12 protein-coding genes are annotated in these 15,507 nt (G+C 59.1%); 5 read left to right on the forward strand and 7 right to left on the reverse strand.

Annotation, left to right across the window (positions count from 1 at the left end):
• Window positions 1-50 precede the first annotated feature (50 nt).
• A complete protein-coding gene (locus ACZ3HH_RS26725) occupies window positions 51-2,300 on the forward strand; it encodes an autotransporter outer membrane beta-barrel domain-containing protein (RefSeq protein ID WP_465809178.1) in 2,250 nt (749 codons plus the stop codon).
• Window positions 2,301-2,359: 59 nt separating this feature from the next.
• On the opposite strand, the gene ACZ3HH_RS26730 is transcribed toward ACZ3HH_RS26725, so the two are convergent.
• The 4 genes from ACZ3HH_RS26730 to ACZ3HH_RS26745 form a co-directional block, all read right to left on the reverse strand.
• On the reverse strand, window positions 2,360-2,842 hold the full coding sequence (locus tag ACZ3HH_RS26730) for a hypothetical protein (RefSeq protein WP_465809180.1): 483 nt from the start codon (window positions 2,840-2,842) through the stop codon (window positions 2,360-2,362).
• A gap of 261 nt (window positions 2,843-3,103) precedes the next feature.
• Window positions 3,104-3,745: a DUF1345 domain-containing protein gene (locus ACZ3HH_RS26735; RefSeq protein WP_465809182.1), complete on the reverse strand. Its 642-nt coding sequence runs from the start codon at window positions 3,743-3,745 to the stop codon at window positions 3,104-3,106.
• A gap of 202 nt (window positions 3,746-3,947) precedes the next feature.
• The gene (locus ACZ3HH_RS26740) at window positions 3,948-7,046 is read right to left on the reverse strand and encodes a multidrug efflux RND transporter permease subunit (RefSeq protein WP_465809184.1); all 3,099 of its coding nucleotides are present in this window, start codon (window positions 7,044-7,046) and stop codon (window positions 3,948-3,950) included.
• A 15-nt stretch (window positions 7,047-7,061) separates the two neighbouring features.
• Complete coding sequence (locus tag ACZ3HH_RS26745) at window positions 7,062-8,219, reverse strand: efflux RND transporter periplasmic adaptor subunit (RefSeq protein ID WP_465809186.1); 1,158 nt, start codon at window positions 8,217-8,219, stop codon at window positions 7,062-7,064.
• 293 nt (window positions 8,220-8,512) lie between these two features.
• Here ACZ3HH_RS26745 and ACZ3HH_RS26750 point away from each other — a divergent pair, with 293 nt between their 5' ends.
• Together ACZ3HH_RS26750 and ACZ3HH_RS26755 are read left to right on the forward strand one after the other, a co-directional pair.
• The gene (locus ACZ3HH_RS26750) at window positions 8,513-9,214 is read left to right on the forward strand and encodes a response regulator (protein WP_465809188.1); all 702 of its coding nucleotides are present in this window, start codon (window positions 8,513-8,515) and stop codon (window positions 9,212-9,214) included.
• Between the two features lie 4 nt (window positions 9,215-9,218).
• Window positions 9,219-10,520, forward strand: coding sequence for an ATP-binding protein (locus ACZ3HH_RS26755; RefSeq protein ID WP_465809189.1), 1,302 nt, complete (start codon window positions 9,219-9,221; stop codon window positions 10,518-10,520).
• A gap of 181 nt (window positions 10,521-10,701) precedes the next feature.
• Here the strand turns inward: ACZ3HH_RS26755 and pncA are convergent, their stop codons facing one another.
• Window positions 10,702-11,331: a bifunctional nicotinamidase/pyrazinamidase gene (gene pncA, locus ACZ3HH_RS26760; protein WP_465809190.1), complete on the reverse strand. Its 630-nt coding sequence runs from the start codon at window positions 11,329-11,331 to the stop codon at window positions 10,702-10,704.
• A gap of 312 nt (window positions 11,332-11,643) precedes the next feature.
• On the opposite strand from pncA, the gene ACZ3HH_RS26765 reads away from it, so the two are divergent.
• Both ACZ3HH_RS26765 and nudC read left to right on the forward strand, forming a co-directional pair.
• Window positions 11,644-12,456, forward strand: a complete 813-nt coding sequence (locus ACZ3HH_RS26765; protein WP_465809191.1) for a crotonase/enoyl-CoA hydratase family protein — start codon at window positions 11,644-11,646, stop codon at window positions 12,454-12,456.
• Window positions 12,457-12,462: 6 nt separating this feature from the next.
• Window positions 12,463-13,293, forward strand: a complete 831-nt coding sequence (gene nudC, locus ACZ3HH_RS26770; RefSeq protein WP_460145897.1) for an NAD(+) diphosphatase — start codon at window positions 12,463-12,465, stop codon at window positions 13,291-13,293.
• Here the strand turns inward: nudC and ACZ3HH_RS26775 are convergent.
• Both ACZ3HH_RS26775 and ACZ3HH_RS26780 read right to left on the reverse strand, forming a co-directional pair.
• Complete coding sequence (locus ACZ3HH_RS26775; RefSeq protein WP_007900140.1) at window positions 13,261-14,040, reverse strand: TSUP family transporter; 780 nt, start codon at window positions 14,038-14,040, stop codon at window positions 13,261-13,263. The genes nudC and ACZ3HH_RS26775 overlap by 33 nt on opposite strands.
• A gap of 198 nt (window positions 14,041-14,238) precedes the next feature.
• Window positions 14,239-15,477, reverse strand: coding sequence for an acyl-CoA dehydrogenase family protein (locus ACZ3HH_RS26780; RefSeq protein ID WP_465809193.1), 1,239 nt, complete (start codon window positions 15,475-15,477; stop codon window positions 14,239-14,241).
• Window positions 15,478-15,507: the final 30 nt, after the last annotated feature.

Here is a 15,507-nt window from a genome sequence, read left to right on the forward strand (position 1 = left end):
CAAAGGCTGGCTGCAATGGCCATCACTCAAAGTAAAAATAGGTATTCACTATGCGGAGTAAATCACTATCGGATTCAAACCGTATATTTCGTTACATCGTTTTAAGTCCGTCGCTGCTGACACTCTGCACTTCTTTCGTTAGCGCTGCCCCAGTTGTCGGAGGGCAGGAAACTGTAAATGGTGGCACGCCGGAGCGATGGGAACTGTCTCAAGACGCCACGTTGACAGTCAACGGTGCGCAAACGCTCGGCATCACTTCTGACAACTCTACGCTTATCGTAAACGCGGGTAGCACGACTCAGCAGATAACGGCTCGTAACGGGTCAACGGTCAGTCTGAGCGGCGCAACCGTTTCAGGTGTCGGTGGTCTGGCGGCGGTCTTTTTGAGCAACACCAACGCCTCGATCGACAACAGTACGATTACCGGTAATCGCGTAGGACTACAGCTGGTTCGCGATGCGAGTACCCAGATCGGTTCTCGCGTTACAGTGACAGGTAACAGCACGATCAGCGGAAATTCGGGTGGGGCGCTCGTCACTGCCTACAGCATCCTGAACGTCACCGATTCAACACTTCTCGGGACAGGTGCCAACAGTTATGGACTTCGATTGAGCAGTGGCCAGGCGACAGCCAAAAACAGCACGATTGTCGGCGGCAGGGAAGGTGTAGTCGTCGACCTTGACTTGAATGAAGTGCAACCTGCCATCTTGAACCTTGAAAACACCACGGTGCAAGGTAAAACCGGCACCGCAATACTAGTCGACTTTGCCAATGCCTCGAACTCGAATGCATCCATTTCATTGGCCAATTCCCGCTTGCTGGCGGGCAATGGCACTCTGTTGGAGGTGAAGGGCGGTGCCAATACCTCTCTGGTTGTCAATGACAGCAGTCTGACAGGTAATATCGTTACGGAGCAGGGAAGTACCACACACCTGACTTTGCAAAACAACTCCACACTGACCGGTAACCTGCAAAACGTGTCCAGTGCCACGATCAACGACACTTCCAAATGGGTACTTGCAGGCAACGGCAGTATTGACCAGCTCACGCTGAACAACGGTGGTTCCGTGGTTTTCGGTGCCAGCGATGCGTTCTATCAACTGAACGTGAACTCATTGTCCGGCAATGGCCGCTTCGTGATGGGAACCGACTTCTCAACGGGCGAGACTGACATGCTCAATGTCACCGGAACCGCGCATGGGGCACATGAACTGTTGATTGCCAGCAGTGGTGTTGAACCTGCTGCGGGACAACCTATCCGCGTGGTGCAAACAACGGGAGGCGACGCACAGTTTTTCTTGAGCCGCGATGTCAATCTGGGGGCGTATTCCTACGGTCTGGCGAAAAGCGGGAACGACTGGATACTTGATCCCAGTACTCGAACCGTCAGTCCGGGTGCGCGCTCGGTGCTTGCGTTATTCAATACGGCATCGACCGTCTGGCTGGGCGAGTTGACCTCACTGCGCACCCGCATGGGGGAGCTGCGTTTTAATGGCGGTCAGGCTGGCGCTTGGGGACGTACTTATACCAACAAGTACAACGTCGCCGATGGCACGGGTGTGGGATATCAGCAACGTCAGCACGGTTTCACCCTGGGCGCGGATGCACCGCTGCCTCTGGATGACGGTCAATGGTTAATCGGCGTAATGGCGGGTCAAAGTCAATCCGATCTCGACCTCAGTGCCGGTACTTCGGGTAGCGTGGACAGTTACTATCTGGGCGGCTACGTGACCTGGCTGGATTCGCGGACCGGTTATTACTTCGATGGGGTATTGAAGGCTAATCGCTTTCGTAATGATGCAAAGGTGGGTCTGAGCGACGGTACTCGAGCCAAAGGAGCTTATGACAACTCCGGGATCGGTGGCTCTGTGGAGTTTGGCAAGCACATCAACCTCGCTGATGGAAACTTCCTGGAACCCTACACTCGATGGTCTGCCGTGGTCATCGAAGGCAAGGATTATTCTCTGAGTAACGATCTACAGGCAGAAGGGGATCGTACACGTTCACTTATCGGGACGGTGGGCGTTACAGCTGGCCGAAACATTGAGTTGGATCAAGGACGTGCAGTGCAGCCCTACGTACGTCTTGCATGGGCTCATGAATTTGCAAAGAACAACGAAGTGCAAGTCAATAACAATGTTTTCAATAATGACCTTTCAGGTTCTCGTGGAGAATTGGGAACGGGCGTGGCTGTAGCCATGGCGAAAAATTTCAGTGTGCATGCAGACTTCGAGTACAGCAATGGTCAATATATAGAGCAGCCTTTTGGCGCCAGTATTGGCTTGCGCTATATGTGGTGAAAAAATGAGTTAATTAAAAAGGAAGCGCTAGCTTCCTTTTTAATTTTCAGGTCAATCAGTTACGCAGCGTTACGCTGCGTCGCGATAGCCCCCTTTGCTGAAAACGTAACATCAAGCGTCAGTTCTTTTTGTAGGTCATCGTCTCGATTCTCGACGATGACCTTTTTCAAGGTTCCTGAAAAAATACCGGTAACATCATCATATACAAGGTCAGCCGTTCCCGAACGTTGAGTATAAATGATGGGTTTGGTTGGGTCGCTGTTGTCGGCGAATGTCAGACGAACCTCATGCGAACTCGGTGTCAACTCGTAGCTACCGTTGGTCAAACCTTGGGAGAACGAAAGCGTAAGCTCTTTTGTCGTGTATTCCGGTGATGGTTTACGTTGACGGGCAAACATCACATGGGCCTCACCGTGAGGCGGTGGGAAAGCCTGCCCCGAAAGTTCCACCAGGCCGGCGCTGAATGGTTCTGTGTTATCTATTGTCCCTACACACTGACCTGCGCCCACGGCACTTCTAAGTTTTTGCGTGTTGATGCTCATTAATACGGTCTCCATAGTCATGACGAGATATCCCGCTATAAAGGAAACTTCCGGGATGAGCTATCAGACCGCTAATGCGGGTGACTGTAAACTGTCAGACCTGACAGTTTACAACTCGCTATAAGTGTGATTTTTTCAAGCCCGGCAATCAACGTGATGTCACCTTCCTATGAGTCAAGGAGATGGGCAAGCCGCCCGTTGCAGAGTTGCTTGATGCCTCGGCGTGAATTCCATGAATGTATTGAAATAAAAATACAGTGATCAACCAAACAACCCCGCCGCAATATTGATCGAAAACCCCAGAATCGCCGTATTGAACACAAACCCGATCAACGATTGTGCCAGCACGATCTTGCGCAAGTCCCGCGTGGCGACGCCCACATCGGCGGTCTGCACGGCCACGCCGATGGTGAACGAGAAGTACAGGAAGTCCCAATAATCGGGAGTTTTCAAATCTTCGGCAAACCGCAGCGCTGGTTCCTTGCCGCTCCAGGTGTAATACAGCCGGGCATAGTGCACGCAGAAAATCACCCCGATCAGCAGCCATGAGCCGATTACCGTCAGCGCGGTGAAACCGTAGCGCAGCAGTTTGCGGGCGGTTTCCAGGTCCCTGCTGCCGGCGAGTTCGAAGGTGATGGTGCCAAGGCTGGCCAGTGCCGCGATGCACACCAGCAGCAACACCAGGCCGGCGTTTTCATCTTCGACCTCGGCAATGCGTTTGACGTCCGGGGCCTTGGCACGCATGGTGAGCCAGAGCATCAGCGCCAGATACGTCCAGACCCCGGCGTTCCAGCCGATGAGGATTTTGCCGAGGATCGAATCGGCCGGAGCCAGAATGCCCACTGCGACGCCGAATGTGGCGGCGGCGGACAGGCGCGGGTGGGTGCGGGCGAGTAGGGGCATGGAGGCTCGTTGTGTTGGGGTTTCAACACCTTAGCCTAGCGTGGTCGGTTGGGACCACAAGCAGCAGGCTGACGATTCTCCTTGTTGGAGCGGGCTTGCCCGCGATGGCGGCGTATCAGCCAACACCGTTGTTGAATGTGATGGCCCTTTCGCGAGCAAGTCGAATCGTCGCACCGCCGCTCCCACAGTGATTGGTGTTCGGTTAGTTATCTTTATGGCGTTTGCGCACCAGTTTCATCACCACCACAAAAAACACCGGTACGAACACCACTGCCAGGGTCGCGGTGATCATTCCGCCGATTACGCCAGTGCCGATGGCTTGCTGGCTCGCGGAGCTGGCGCCGGTGGCAATCGCCAGCGGCACCACGCCGAGGATGAACGCCAACGAGGTCATCACGATGGGGCGAAGTCGCAGGCGTGCGGCTTGCAGGGTGGCGTCGATCAAGTCATGGCCTTCGTCGTACAGGCTCTTGGCGAATTCGATGATCAGGATCGCATTCTTCGCCGACAGACCGATGATGGTAATCAGCCCGACCTTGAAGAACACATCGTTGGGCATTCCGCGCAAAGTCACGGCCAGTACTGCACCGAGCACACCCAGTGGCACCACCAGCAATACCGACGTTGGAATCGACCAACTCTCGTACAGCGCCGCCAGACACAGGAACACGATCAACAGCGACAGCCCGAGCAGAATCGGTGCCTGGCTGCCGGACAAGCGTTCCTGCAACGACAGCCCGGTCCATTCCTGACCCAACCCCGCCGGGCCTTGCGCCACCAGCCGTTCGATTTCCGCCATGGCTTCGCCGGTGCTGTAACCGGGCGCCGGTTCGCCGGAAATGCTGATGGCCGGGTAGCCGTTGTAACGGGTCAACTGCGCCGGGCCCTGGGTCCAATTGGCCCGGACGAAAGACGACAATGGCACCATTTTCTCGGCGCTGTTGCGCACGTTGATCTTCATCAGATCGGCGACCTGACTGCGTTGATCGCCTTCGGCCTGGACCACCACCCGTTGCATCCGTCCCTGGTTGGGGAAGTCGTTGATGTAGGCCGACCCGACGGCAGTGGACAACACGTTGCCGACGTCGGCAAAGGACACACCCAAGGCGTTGGCTTGCTTGCGGTCCACGATCAGTTGTACTTGCGGCGCTTCGGCCAGAGCGCTTTCGCGCACATTCATCAGGACCGGGCTCTTCTCGGCGGCGGCGAGTAATTGGCTGCGCGCCTGCATCAGCGTGGCATGGCCGAGACCGCCACGGTCTTGCAGGCGGAACTCGAAACCGCTGGAAGTCCCCAGGCCGTCGACCGGAGGCGGCAACACCGCAAAGGCCATGGCGTCCTTGATCTGACTGAGCGCGATGTTGGCGCGGTCGGCAATCGAACTCGCCGAGTCATCGCTGCCCCGATCCGACCAATCCTTGAGCGTGGTGAACGCCAGTGCGGCGTTCTGCCCGCTGCCGGAGAAGCTGAAACCGAGAATCACCGTGCTGTCGCCAACGCCCGGTTCGGTGGCGTTGTGCGCTTCGATCTGCTCGACCACCTGCACCGTGCGGTTCTTGCTCGCGCCCGGTGGCAGTTGAATGTCGGTGATGGTGTAACCCTGGTCTTCCACCGGCAGGAATGAGGAGGGCAGGCGACTGAAGCACAATCCCAGACCGATCAGCAGCACGCCGTAAATCAACAGGTAACGCCCGGTGCGTTTCAACGCATAGGCGACCCAGCCCTGATAGCGCTCGGTCAGTTGCTCGAAACGACGGTTGAACCAGCCGAAAAATCCGCTTTTTTCATGATGTTCACCTTTGGCAATCGGTTTGAGCAGCGTCGCGCACAGCGCCGGGGTCAAGGTCAGGGCGAGGAACGCCGAGAACAGAATCGACGTGGCCATCGACAGCGAAAACTGCCGGTAAATCACTCCGACCGAGCCCTGCATGAACGCCATCGGAATGAACACGGCCACCAGCACCAGGGTGATGCCGATGATTGCCCCGGTGATCTGTTTCATCGCCTTGCGCGTCGCGTCCTTGGGCGACAGGCCTTCGGTGGCCATGATCCGCTCGACGTTCTCCACCACCACAATGGCGTCGTCCACCAGAATACCGATGGCCAGCACCATGCCGAACATGGTCAGCACGTTGATCGAGAAACCCAGCAAGAGCATGGTCGCGAAAGTGCCCATCAATGCCACTGGCACCACCAGCGTCGGAATCAGCGTGTAGCGGATGTTCTGCAGGAACAGGAACATCACCGCGAACACCAGCACCATCGCCTCGACGAGGGTGTAGACCACTTTGGTGATCGAGACTTTGACGAAGGGCGAGGTGTCGTACGGAATCTTGTATTCGACGCCGGCCGGGAAGTAGCGCGCCAGTTCATCCATTTTTGCCCGCACCAGGGTCGCGGTGCTCAGGGCATTGGCGCCCGGCGACAGTTGCACGCTGACGGCGGTCGACGGTTTGCCGTTCAACCGCGTGGAAAACTGATATTCCTGGCTGCCGATCTCGACCCGCGCGACATCACCGATGCGCACCGTGGAGCCGTCAGGGTTGGCCTTGAGCACGATGTCGGCGAATTCTTCAGGCGTCGACAACTGGCCTTTGACCAGAATGGTCGCGGTGATTTCCTGCGTGGTGCGGGTCGGCAAGTCGCCGATGCTGCCCGCGGAAACCTGAGCATTTTGCGCAACGATGGCGGCGTTGACATCGGCCGGGGTCAGGTTGAAGCCAATCAGTTTCTGCGGATCGATCCAGATCCGCATCGCCCGTTCGGCACCGTACAACTGGGCCTTGCCGACACCGTCCAGGCGCTTGATCTCGTTCATCACGTTGCGCGCCAGGTAATCGCTGAGCGCCACGTCGTCGAGCTTGCCATCGCTGGAGGTGAGGGTGATCAACAGCAGGAAACCGGCGGAGACTTTCTCCACCTGCAAGCCTTGCTGGGTGACGGCTTGCGGTAAACGTGACTCGACCACTTTGAGACGGTTTTGCACATCGACCTGCGCCATCTCCGGGTCAGTGCCCGGCTGGAACGTCGCGGTGATGGTGGCGCTGCCGAGGCTGCTCTGGGATTCGAAATACAGCAGATGATCGGCGCCGTTGAGTTCTTCCTCAATCAGGCTGACCACACTTTCATCCACGGTCTGCGCCGAAGCGCCCGGGTAGGTGGCATAGATTTCGACTTTCGGCGGCGCAACGTTCGGATACTGCGCCACCGGCAACTGCACAATGGCCAACGCACCGGCCAGCAGGATGAACAAGGCAATCACCCAGGCGAACACCGGGCGGTCGATAAAGAACTGCGGCATAAAAAAGCGTCCTGCTTACTGACCAGAAACCTGGGCAAGTGGAAGAGGGGTGTCATCTATCTGGACTTTTTCACCGGGGCGCGCATGTTGCAGGCCTTCGGTGACAATGCGGTCGCCGGACTTGAGGCCATGGGTGACGATCCAGCGATCGTTCTGCACCGCGCCCAGTTCGACCGGTTGCTGGCCGACCCGCTGCTCGGCGTCGAGCAGCAATACTTGGGCGATGCCGGCGCTGTCACGCTGGATGGCCCGTTGCGGCACGCTGATGCCTTGCTGATTGAACGCTTGCTCCAGACGCACGCGAACGAAGCTGCCCGGCAGCAAGTCGAGGTCCGGGTTGGGAAACTCGCTGCGCAGAATGATCTGACCGGTGCCCGGGTCGACGGTAATGTCGGTGAACAGCAATTTGCCCGGCAGCGGATAGAGGCTGCCGTCGTCCTGGATTAGGGTGGCTTTGGCCTGACCTTGGCCCACTTCCTTTAACTGGCCGGAACGGAAGGCCCGACGCAGGTCGTTGAGTTCACGGGTCGATTGCGTCAGGTCCGCGTGGATCGGGTTCAACTGCTGAATCAACGCCAGCGGCGTGGTTTCGTTCTGCCCAACCAGCGCGCCTTCAGTCACCAGAGCCCGGCCGATGCGCCCGGAAATCGGCGCCGTGACAGTGGCGTAACCCAGGTTCAGCTTCGCCCGGTCCACGGCGGCTTTGTTGGCGGCGACATCGGCGGCGGTCTGCCGGGCATTGGCTCGGGCGTTGTCGTAATCCTGGCCGCTGATGGCGTTGCCTTCGATCAACTGGGCGTAACGCTGCTCTTGCAGTCTGGCCTGGAACGCGTTTGCCTCGGCTTTGCGTAATGCGGCTTCGGCACTGTCCAGGTCGGCCTTGAACGGCGCCGGGTCGATACGGAATAGAACGTCGCCTTTTTTTACGTCGCTGCCTTCGCGAAAGGCGCGTTGCAACACCACGCCGGCAACACGGGCGCGCACTTCAGCAATCCGTGGCGCGGCAATCCGCCCGCTCAGTTCGCTGCTGATCGACAGCGGCCGCGCTTCGATGGTTTCGATCCGCACGGTGGCCAGCGGCGCCTGTTCTTCGGCGGTCGAGGACTGGTCACAAGCGCTCAGCGTCAACGCCAGTGCAATCAGGCTGAGCCGGGCAAGCAGATTCTTTGACATGTAAATACCCCAATAATGACCTCCCGTATCCTACGGGGGGGCGGCGAGGGTAGCGGTTAAGCTTTGTAGGGGGTGTGTGAAATTGTGTAAGGGTTTTGCTCGCGCGAGCGTGAGGGTGTATATCCTTGGCGCCTTGAAATTTATTGCGATAGATGTACCGCTATCGCAGGCAAGCCCGCTCCCACAGTGGTCGGTGATGTTCACAAAATCTGTGTCCACATCAAATCCCTGTGGGAGCGGGCTTGCCCGCGATGACGATCTATCCGGCGCCACTGCACTTTCTGGAAACACCCATGCCCAACATCCTCCTGGTCGAAGACGACACCGCGCTCTCCGAGCTGATTTCCAGCTACCTGGAACGCAACGGCTATTGCGTCAGCGTGATCAACCGTGGCGATCATGTGCGCGAACGAGCGCGGGTCAATCCTCCGGACCTGGTGATTCTCGATCTGATGCTGCCGGGGCTCGACGGTCTACAAGTCTGCCGCTTGCTGCGAGCCGATTCTGCGACCTTGCCGATCCTGATGCTCACCGCCCGCGACGACAGTCACGATCAAGTGCTGGGCCTGGAGATGGGGGCCGACGACTACGTCACCAAACCTTGCGAGCCTCGCGTCTTGTTGGCCCGGGTGCGGACCTTGCTGCGCCGTAGCAGCCTCAGCGAACCGCTGAACGCCAATGACCGCATTGTCATGGGCAATCTGTGCATCGACCTGTCCGAGCGCACCGTGACCTGGCGCGAGCAACTGGTCGAACTGTCCAGCGGTGAATACAACCTGCTGGTGGTGCTGGCCCGGCATGCCGGCGAAGTGCTGAGCCGCGACCAGATTCTGCAACGCTTGCGCGGAATTGAATTCAACGGCACCGACCGCTCGGTGGACGTGGCCATCTCCAAGCTGCGACGCAAGTTCGACGACCACGCCGGCGAGGCGCGCAAGATCAAAACCGTGTGGGGCAAGGGCTACCTGTTCAGCCGTTCCGAGTGGGAATGTTGAGTCGATGTTCAGAATCCTGTTTCGCCTCTATCTGGTGACCATCGTCTCGTTCAGCGCGGCGATCTACCTGGTGCCGGACCTGGTGATCCAGGTCTTCCATGAGCGCTTCATGACCTACAACCTCGATTACTCCCGAGGCTTGCAAACCCTGATCGTCAAGCAGTTTCGCGCGGTGCCGATTGAGCAGTGGCCGGCGCTGGCAGACGAAATGGACAAGGAATTTCAACCGCTGCACATTGTGCTGGCCCGCAACGACGACGCCGAGTTTACCCTGGATGAACGTGCTCGCTTGCAGCGCGGGGAGAACGTCGTGCGCATTGGCGATTGGGGCTGGCGCACCTTGGCCGTGACGCCGTTGAACGAGCAGTTGGTCGTGGAAATGGTTGTGCCACCGGACCCCACGGATGTCAGTTGGCTGTACTGGAGCATCAACGTGCTGATCGGCGCGACCATGCTCGCCTGTCTGTTGCTGTGGTTGCGCCCGCACTGGCGCGACCTGGAACGCCTCAAAGGCACCGCCGAACGCTTCGGCAAGGGGCACTTGAGCGAGCGCACGCAGATTTCCCCCAGTTCCAACATTGGCAGCCTGGCCAACGTGTTCGACACCATGGCCGGTGACATTGAAAATCTGCTCAACCAGCAGCGCGATCTGCTCAATGCGGTGTCCCACGAATTGCGCACGCCATTGACGCGCCTGGATTTTGGCCTGGCGCTGGCGTTGTCCGACGATTTGCCGGCCGCCAGTCGTGAACGTCTGCAAGGTCTAGTCGCGCACATTCGCGAACTGGATGAACTGGTGCTGGAGCTGCTGTCCTACAGTCGATTGCAAAACCCGGCGCAATTGCCGGAGCAGGTCGATGTATCGCTGGATGAGTTCATCGACAGCATCCTGGGCAGTGTCGACGAAGAACTGGAGTCCCCGGAAATCGTCATCGATGTGCTGCTTTACGGCCAGCTCGAACGCTTCTCGCTAGACCCGCGATTGACCGCCCGGGCGATCCAGAACCTGCTGCGCAACGCCATGCGCTATTGCGAAAAACGGATTCAAATCGGCGTGCAGGTGTGCGCCAAGGGCTGTGAGATCTGGGTGGATGACGATGGCATTGGCATTCCGGAGGAAGAGCGGGAGCGGATTTTCGAGCCGTTCTATCGGCTGGATCGTAGTAGGGATCGCGCAACGGGTGGGTTTGGGTTGGGCTTGGCGATCAGCCGCCGGGCGCTGGAAGCACAGGGTGGAACGCTCACTGCACAAGCATCGCCGCTGGGTGGTGCGCGGTTTCGACTTTGGCTGCCGACACCTGTCTGAATCTTGCGACATCCCTGTGGCGAGGGGGCTTGTCGGAACGCCGCACCGCCCCGTTCGGCTGCGCAGCAGTCGCCAATCCTGCCTCCGTGATGTGACTGAAGAAATGCAGGGGGCCGCTTCGCGACCCAACGGGGGCAAGCCCCCTCGCCACAGGAATCACCAGTCACAGATTATTGAGCGTTCATCCGAGTATTTCGGTTGATGGAATCAACCCGACCCCCGCCACCTGCATCCGGTCAATTGCTGCCGCCAGCGATCCATCCAGATCAATCGCCCGACATGCATCCAGCACCACAAACGCATTGAACCCCGCCGCCCGCGCGTCCAGCGCAGAAAACATCACGCAGAAATCCAGTGCCAGCCCGACCATGTAAACCGTGTCGATGCCGCGCTCTTTAAGGTATCCGGCCAAGCCTGTGGTCGTGGTTCGATCTGCTTCCAGAAACGCCGAATAACTGTCGATGTCTGGATTGCAGCCCTTGCGGATGATCAGTTGGGCGTGGGGCAGGTCCAGCTCTGAGTGGAACTCGGCGCCGGGTGTGGCCCGCACGCAATGCTCAGGCCAAAGTGTCTGCTCGCCGTAAGGCAACTGAATCACGTCGTAAGGTTTGCGTCCCGGGTGGCTGGAAGCGAATGAGGCGTGGCCGGGTGGGTGCCAGTCCTGGGCAATGATGACCTGTTTGAACTGGCGGCCGAGGCGGTTGATCAAGGGCACGATCAGGTCGCCCTCGGGCACCGGTAGTTGACCGCCGGGGATGAAGTCGTTCTGTACGTCGATAACCAGCAAGGCTGCACGTGAAGAAATTGGCATGGGTAGGGTTCCTCCTTGGAAAGTCAGGTGCAAGCATAGTGACAACTTTGCTCGTGCGCTAAGCCGGTTTCTCAATAATTTCAGTGGTGCGGCCAATCGCGGGCAAGCCCGCTCCCACAGTGGTCGGTGATGTTCACAAAATCTGTGTCCACATCAAATCCCTGTGGGAGCGGGCTTGCCCGCGATTGGCCGGCCCTGGCACTAAAGAACCCTGAGCCAGTCCCGCATTTGGCCGAACCGCTGCCTTACTGCCGACACGGATGCCTTGTTATAGTTCGGACCTCATATTCTGCCCGGTAAAGGATCACTGCCATGTCTCAATACACCGCCTTCAGCGTCGAACTGGCCGACAACATCGCCCATGTGCAGATCAACCGCCCGGAAAAGATCAATGCGATGAACGCCGCGTTCTGGAGCGAGATCATCGAGATTTTCCAGTGGATTGACGATACCGATGAAGTGCGGGTGGTGGTACTCAGTGGTGCCGGCAAGCATTTTTCTTCGGGCATTGACCTGATGATGCTGGCCGGTGTGGCCAACGAGCTGGGCAAGGATGTCGGCCGCAATGCGCGCCTGCTACGGCGCAAGATCCTCGCACTGCAAACCTCGTTCAACGCCGTCGACAACTGCCGCAAACCAGTGCTGGCGGCGATTCAGGGTTATTGCCTGGGTGGCGCCATCGACCTGATTTCGGCCTGCGACATGCGTTACGCGGCCGAGGGCGCGCAATTTTCCATCAAGGAAATCGACATCGGCATGGCGGCCGATGTGGGCACTTTGCAACGCTTGCCACGGATAATCGGTGACGGCATGCTGCGTGAACTGGCTTACACTGGTCGCACCTTTGGCGCCGATGAAGCGCGCAACATTGGCCTGGTCAATCGCGTCTATAGCGATGCCGCCAGCCTCCTTGAAGGCGTGATGGGCATTGCCCGTGAGATCGCCGGCAAGTCGCCGATTGCCGTCACCGGTACCAAAGAGATGATCAGCTACATGCGCGACCATCGCATCGACGACGGCCTCGAATACGTCGCCACCTGGAACGCCGCCATGCTGCAATCCACCGATCTGCGCGTGGCCATGGCCGCCCATATGAGCAAACAGAAACCCGAATTTCTGGACTGATTAACCATGATTTCACGCTGGACCACTGCAGTACTGGACACCGATCAACCCGGCGGTTGGGCCGTGGCGCGCAGCCCCGAAGGTTTTTTGTTCGATGACAATGGCGCGCTGTTTCCACGGGAATGGCTCAAGCGTCAGGACTTGTCGATTCTCGCCGAGCATGGCATCGGTCACCTGGATGGTGAACCGGTCTACCTGCTGGAGCTGCGCAGTCACAGCGAAGTGCCGGGCTGCAACTGGAAAGGCCTGCGGGCGTTCATGCTCGAGGGCGATCACACCGTCTACAAGGTGCTCGGCTATGCCGCGCAAATCGGTACATGGGCTCGTGAACATCGCTTCTGCGGCAATTGCGGGCAGGTGATGAGCCAGGTGCCGCGTGAGCGGGCGATGTACTGTGAGCCGTGTGACATACGCCACTATCCGCGCATTTCACCGAGCATGATCGTGCTGGTGACCCGTGGCGACGAAGTTCTGCTGGCCCGTTCGCCACGTTTTGTACCCGGGGTCTATAGCACCTTGGCGGGATTTGCCGAGCCGGGTGAGTCGGCCGAAGACTGCTTGATTCGCGAGGTCCGCGAAGAGGTGCAGATCGAGGTCAAGAACATCCAGTACATGGGCAGTCAATGCTGGCCGTTCCCGCATTCGATGATGCTCGGTTTTCACGCCGAGTACGCCGGGGGCGAGATTGTCTGTCAGGAAGACGAGATCGAAGACGCCCAGTGGTTCAACGTGCACGAGCTGCCGCCATTGCCGGCGTCACGCTCGATTGCCCGTTACCTGATCGACGTCTATGTGGCGCGGCGCTTAGGCCACGCTGAACCAGTGCTGCCAGGCTAACCGGACGGTCAAGCCGAGCACCACGGTGATGAACACCGGGCGAATGAATTTCGCACCGCCGCTGATGGCGGTGCGCGCGCCGAAGAAGGCGCCGACCATCACCGACAGGCCCATGCTCAGGCCGATGATCCAGTCCACCTGCCCGGAAAATATGAACACCGACAGCGCCGCGATGTTGCTGACGAAGTTCATGCTGCGCGCCACGCCGCTGGCCTTGACCAGGTCGATGGGGTAGAGCAGCAGGCTGCTGACGGTCCAGAACGCGCCCGTTCCCGGCCCGGCCACGCCGTCGTAGAAACCGAGGCTGAAGCCTTGGGTCGATTGCCACTTTTTCTTGATCGGCGCGTCGCTGTCCAGCGGCGCCTTCGGTGTGCCGCCGAACAACAGATAAAGACCGCAAGCGAAAACGATCACCGGCAACATCTTGTTCAGCCATTCCGCCGGCAAGTAATGAGCGACCACGGCGCCGGTGAGTGCGCCTACCAGTGTGCCGACGATGGCGTGCGTCCACTGCCGAGGATGGAACAGCTTGCGCCGGTAGAAGGTGAAACTGGCAGTGGCCGAGCCGAAGGTCGAACTGAGCTTGTTGGTGCCCAGCACCAGGTGCGGCGGCAGGCCGGCGGTCAGCAGCGCCGGAGTAGTCAACAGACCGCCTCCGCCGGCGATGGCGTCGATGAAACCGGCAATGAAAGCGACGAGGGCCAGAACGGCCAGGGTGGTGAGGTCAACGCTGAGTTCGAAAGGCATGGAATGGGCTTATTCGGCAGGGCGCAGAAGAGGGGCTGCGGGGGAAGGCCGGTATCTTACCCATATCCAAACTCTGCGGCGACCGGTCTGGCCCATTCGCGAGCAAGCCCGCTTCCACATTTAATCGCATTCCCCTGAAGGAGTTCGCTCGAATGTGGGGGCGGGCTTGCTCGCGAAGGCGTCAGCCCCGACGACACATCACGTGCGCTCAGGTCCATTACCGATCTGCCACACAAACGGCGGTTCGGTCCCGTTAATCGCCCAGTCCCCGACAATCCGTGCCTTGTAGATCACCGGATTGTGCGACGACACGGTCCGCGCATTGCGCCAATGCCGGTCCAGCGATTTACCTTCGCGAACATCCGAAGCGCCCAAGGCATTGAACAGCGTCGTGGTCGCCCGCTGGATCAACTCCGAGACCACCACCTGAGCCTTGGCCGACTCAATCTCCGCCGCCACATTCGCCGCGTGCTCCAGCGCTTCATCCCCGGAGAACCGCGCCAGATAAGCCCGTTGCGCCGGCAGCGCAGCCTTCAAGGCACTGGCTTCGGCGGCATACACCCACGCAGCCACTTCACCCACCACCTGCTGCACTTGCGAATCCTCGCTGACCCGCTGTGCATTGCCGTGGCTGTAGATGCGTTTGCGCTCGCGTACCTGATGCGCCACATCGCGCAATGCGGCGCGGCCAATCCCGGCGAGGGTCGCCAGCAGCACCAATTGATAAAACGCCGTCTGGTATTTGAAGCGGGTGGCGAAGTCGATGATGTTCTCGGCGTCCACTTGCGCCTCGATAAACCGCGACGTGCCGCTGCCCGTGGTGCGCTGGCCGAAACCGTCCCAGTCATCGCTCTGCACAATTCCCGGTTGGCGTGTGCGGACCGCAGCGATCACATCGCCACCGGTGTCGCTGCGTTGGGCATAGACATCGATCCAGTCAGAGAAAATGCTACCGGTGCTGTAGAACTTCTCACCGTTGAGCCGCCACTGATCGCCGTGGGGCGAGACCTTGGTAATCACATCTCCGATCGTCACGGCGCCGATCTCGGTCCAGGCATTGCCGGCGATGTCACCCTCGACAAAGCGTTTGAACCACAGATCCCGGCCCGGCCCCGGCGGTGAGTTCAAACGGTCCTCGGCAAAGGCAAAATGCCCGCGCAGGGCTTGGGGTACGTTGGAATCCGCTTCGGCCAGTTCGATCAGCAATTCGAACAGCTGCGGCAGGGACGCGCCGCCACCGCCGTATTCAACCGGCACCCGCACCGCGCCGAAGCCAGCCTCCTTGAGCCATTGAATCGGTTCGTAAGGCAGGCTGCGGCTTTGTTCGCGCTCAACGGCACCGGCGGCGATGCGCTGGAAGATCGGCCGAAAGCGTGAGGCCAGCACTTCATAGTCAGTGCCGATGGACAGCGGGTTGATTACTTGATGTTCGGTCATGGGACAGCTCCTGGGCAGTGAATGCCATAG

It is taken from the genome of Pseudomonas sp. PME37.24/025 (assembly GCF_055556615.1).

Bases quoted from the DNA above. Each gene is read 5' to 3' on its own strand.
- ACZ3HH_RS26725 (WP_465809178.1), top strand. From the start codon at position 51: ATGCGGAGTAAATCACTATCGGATTCAAACCGTATATTTCGTTACATC.
- ACZ3HH_RS26730 (WP_465809180.1), bottom strand. From the start codon at position 2,842: ATGAGCATCAACACGCAAAAACTTAGAAGTGCCGTGGGCGCAGGTCAG.
- ACZ3HH_RS26735 (WP_465809182.1), bottom strand. From the start codon at position 3,745: ATGCCCCTACTCGCCCGCACCCACCCGCGCCTGTCCGCCGCCGCCACA.
- ACZ3HH_RS26740 (WP_465809184.1), bottom strand. From the start codon at position 7,046: ATGCCGCAGTTCTTTATCGACCGCCCGGTGTTCGCCTGGGTGATTGCC.
- ACZ3HH_RS26745 (WP_465809186.1), bottom strand. From the start codon at position 8,219: ATGTCAAAGAATCTGCTTGCCCGGCTCAGCCTGATTGCACTGGCGTTG.
- ACZ3HH_RS26750 (WP_465809188.1), top strand. From the start codon at position 8,513: ATGCCCAACATCCTCCTGGTCGAAGACGACACCGCGCTCTCCGAGCTG.
- ACZ3HH_RS26755 (WP_465809189.1), top strand. From the start codon at position 9,219: ATGTTCAGAATCCTGTTTCGCCTCTATCTGGTGACCATCGTCTCGTTC.
- pncA (WP_465809190.1), bottom strand. From the start codon at position 11,331: ATGCCAATTTCTTCACGTGCAGCCTTGCTGGTTATCGACGTACAGAAC.
- ACZ3HH_RS26765 (WP_465809191.1), top strand. From the start codon at position 11,644: ATGTCTCAATACACCGCCTTCAGCGTCGAACTGGCCGACAACATCGCC.
- nudC (WP_460145897.1), top strand. From the start codon at position 12,463: ATGATTTCACGCTGGACCACTGCAGTACTGGACACCGATCAACCCGGC.
- ACZ3HH_RS26775 (WP_007900140.1), bottom strand. From the start codon at position 14,040: ATGCCTTTCGAACTCAGCGTTGACCTCACCACCCTGGCCGTTCTGGCC.
- ACZ3HH_RS26780 (WP_465809193.1), bottom strand. From the start codon at position 15,477: ATGACCGAACATCAAGTAATCAACCCGCTGTCCATCGGCACTGACTAT.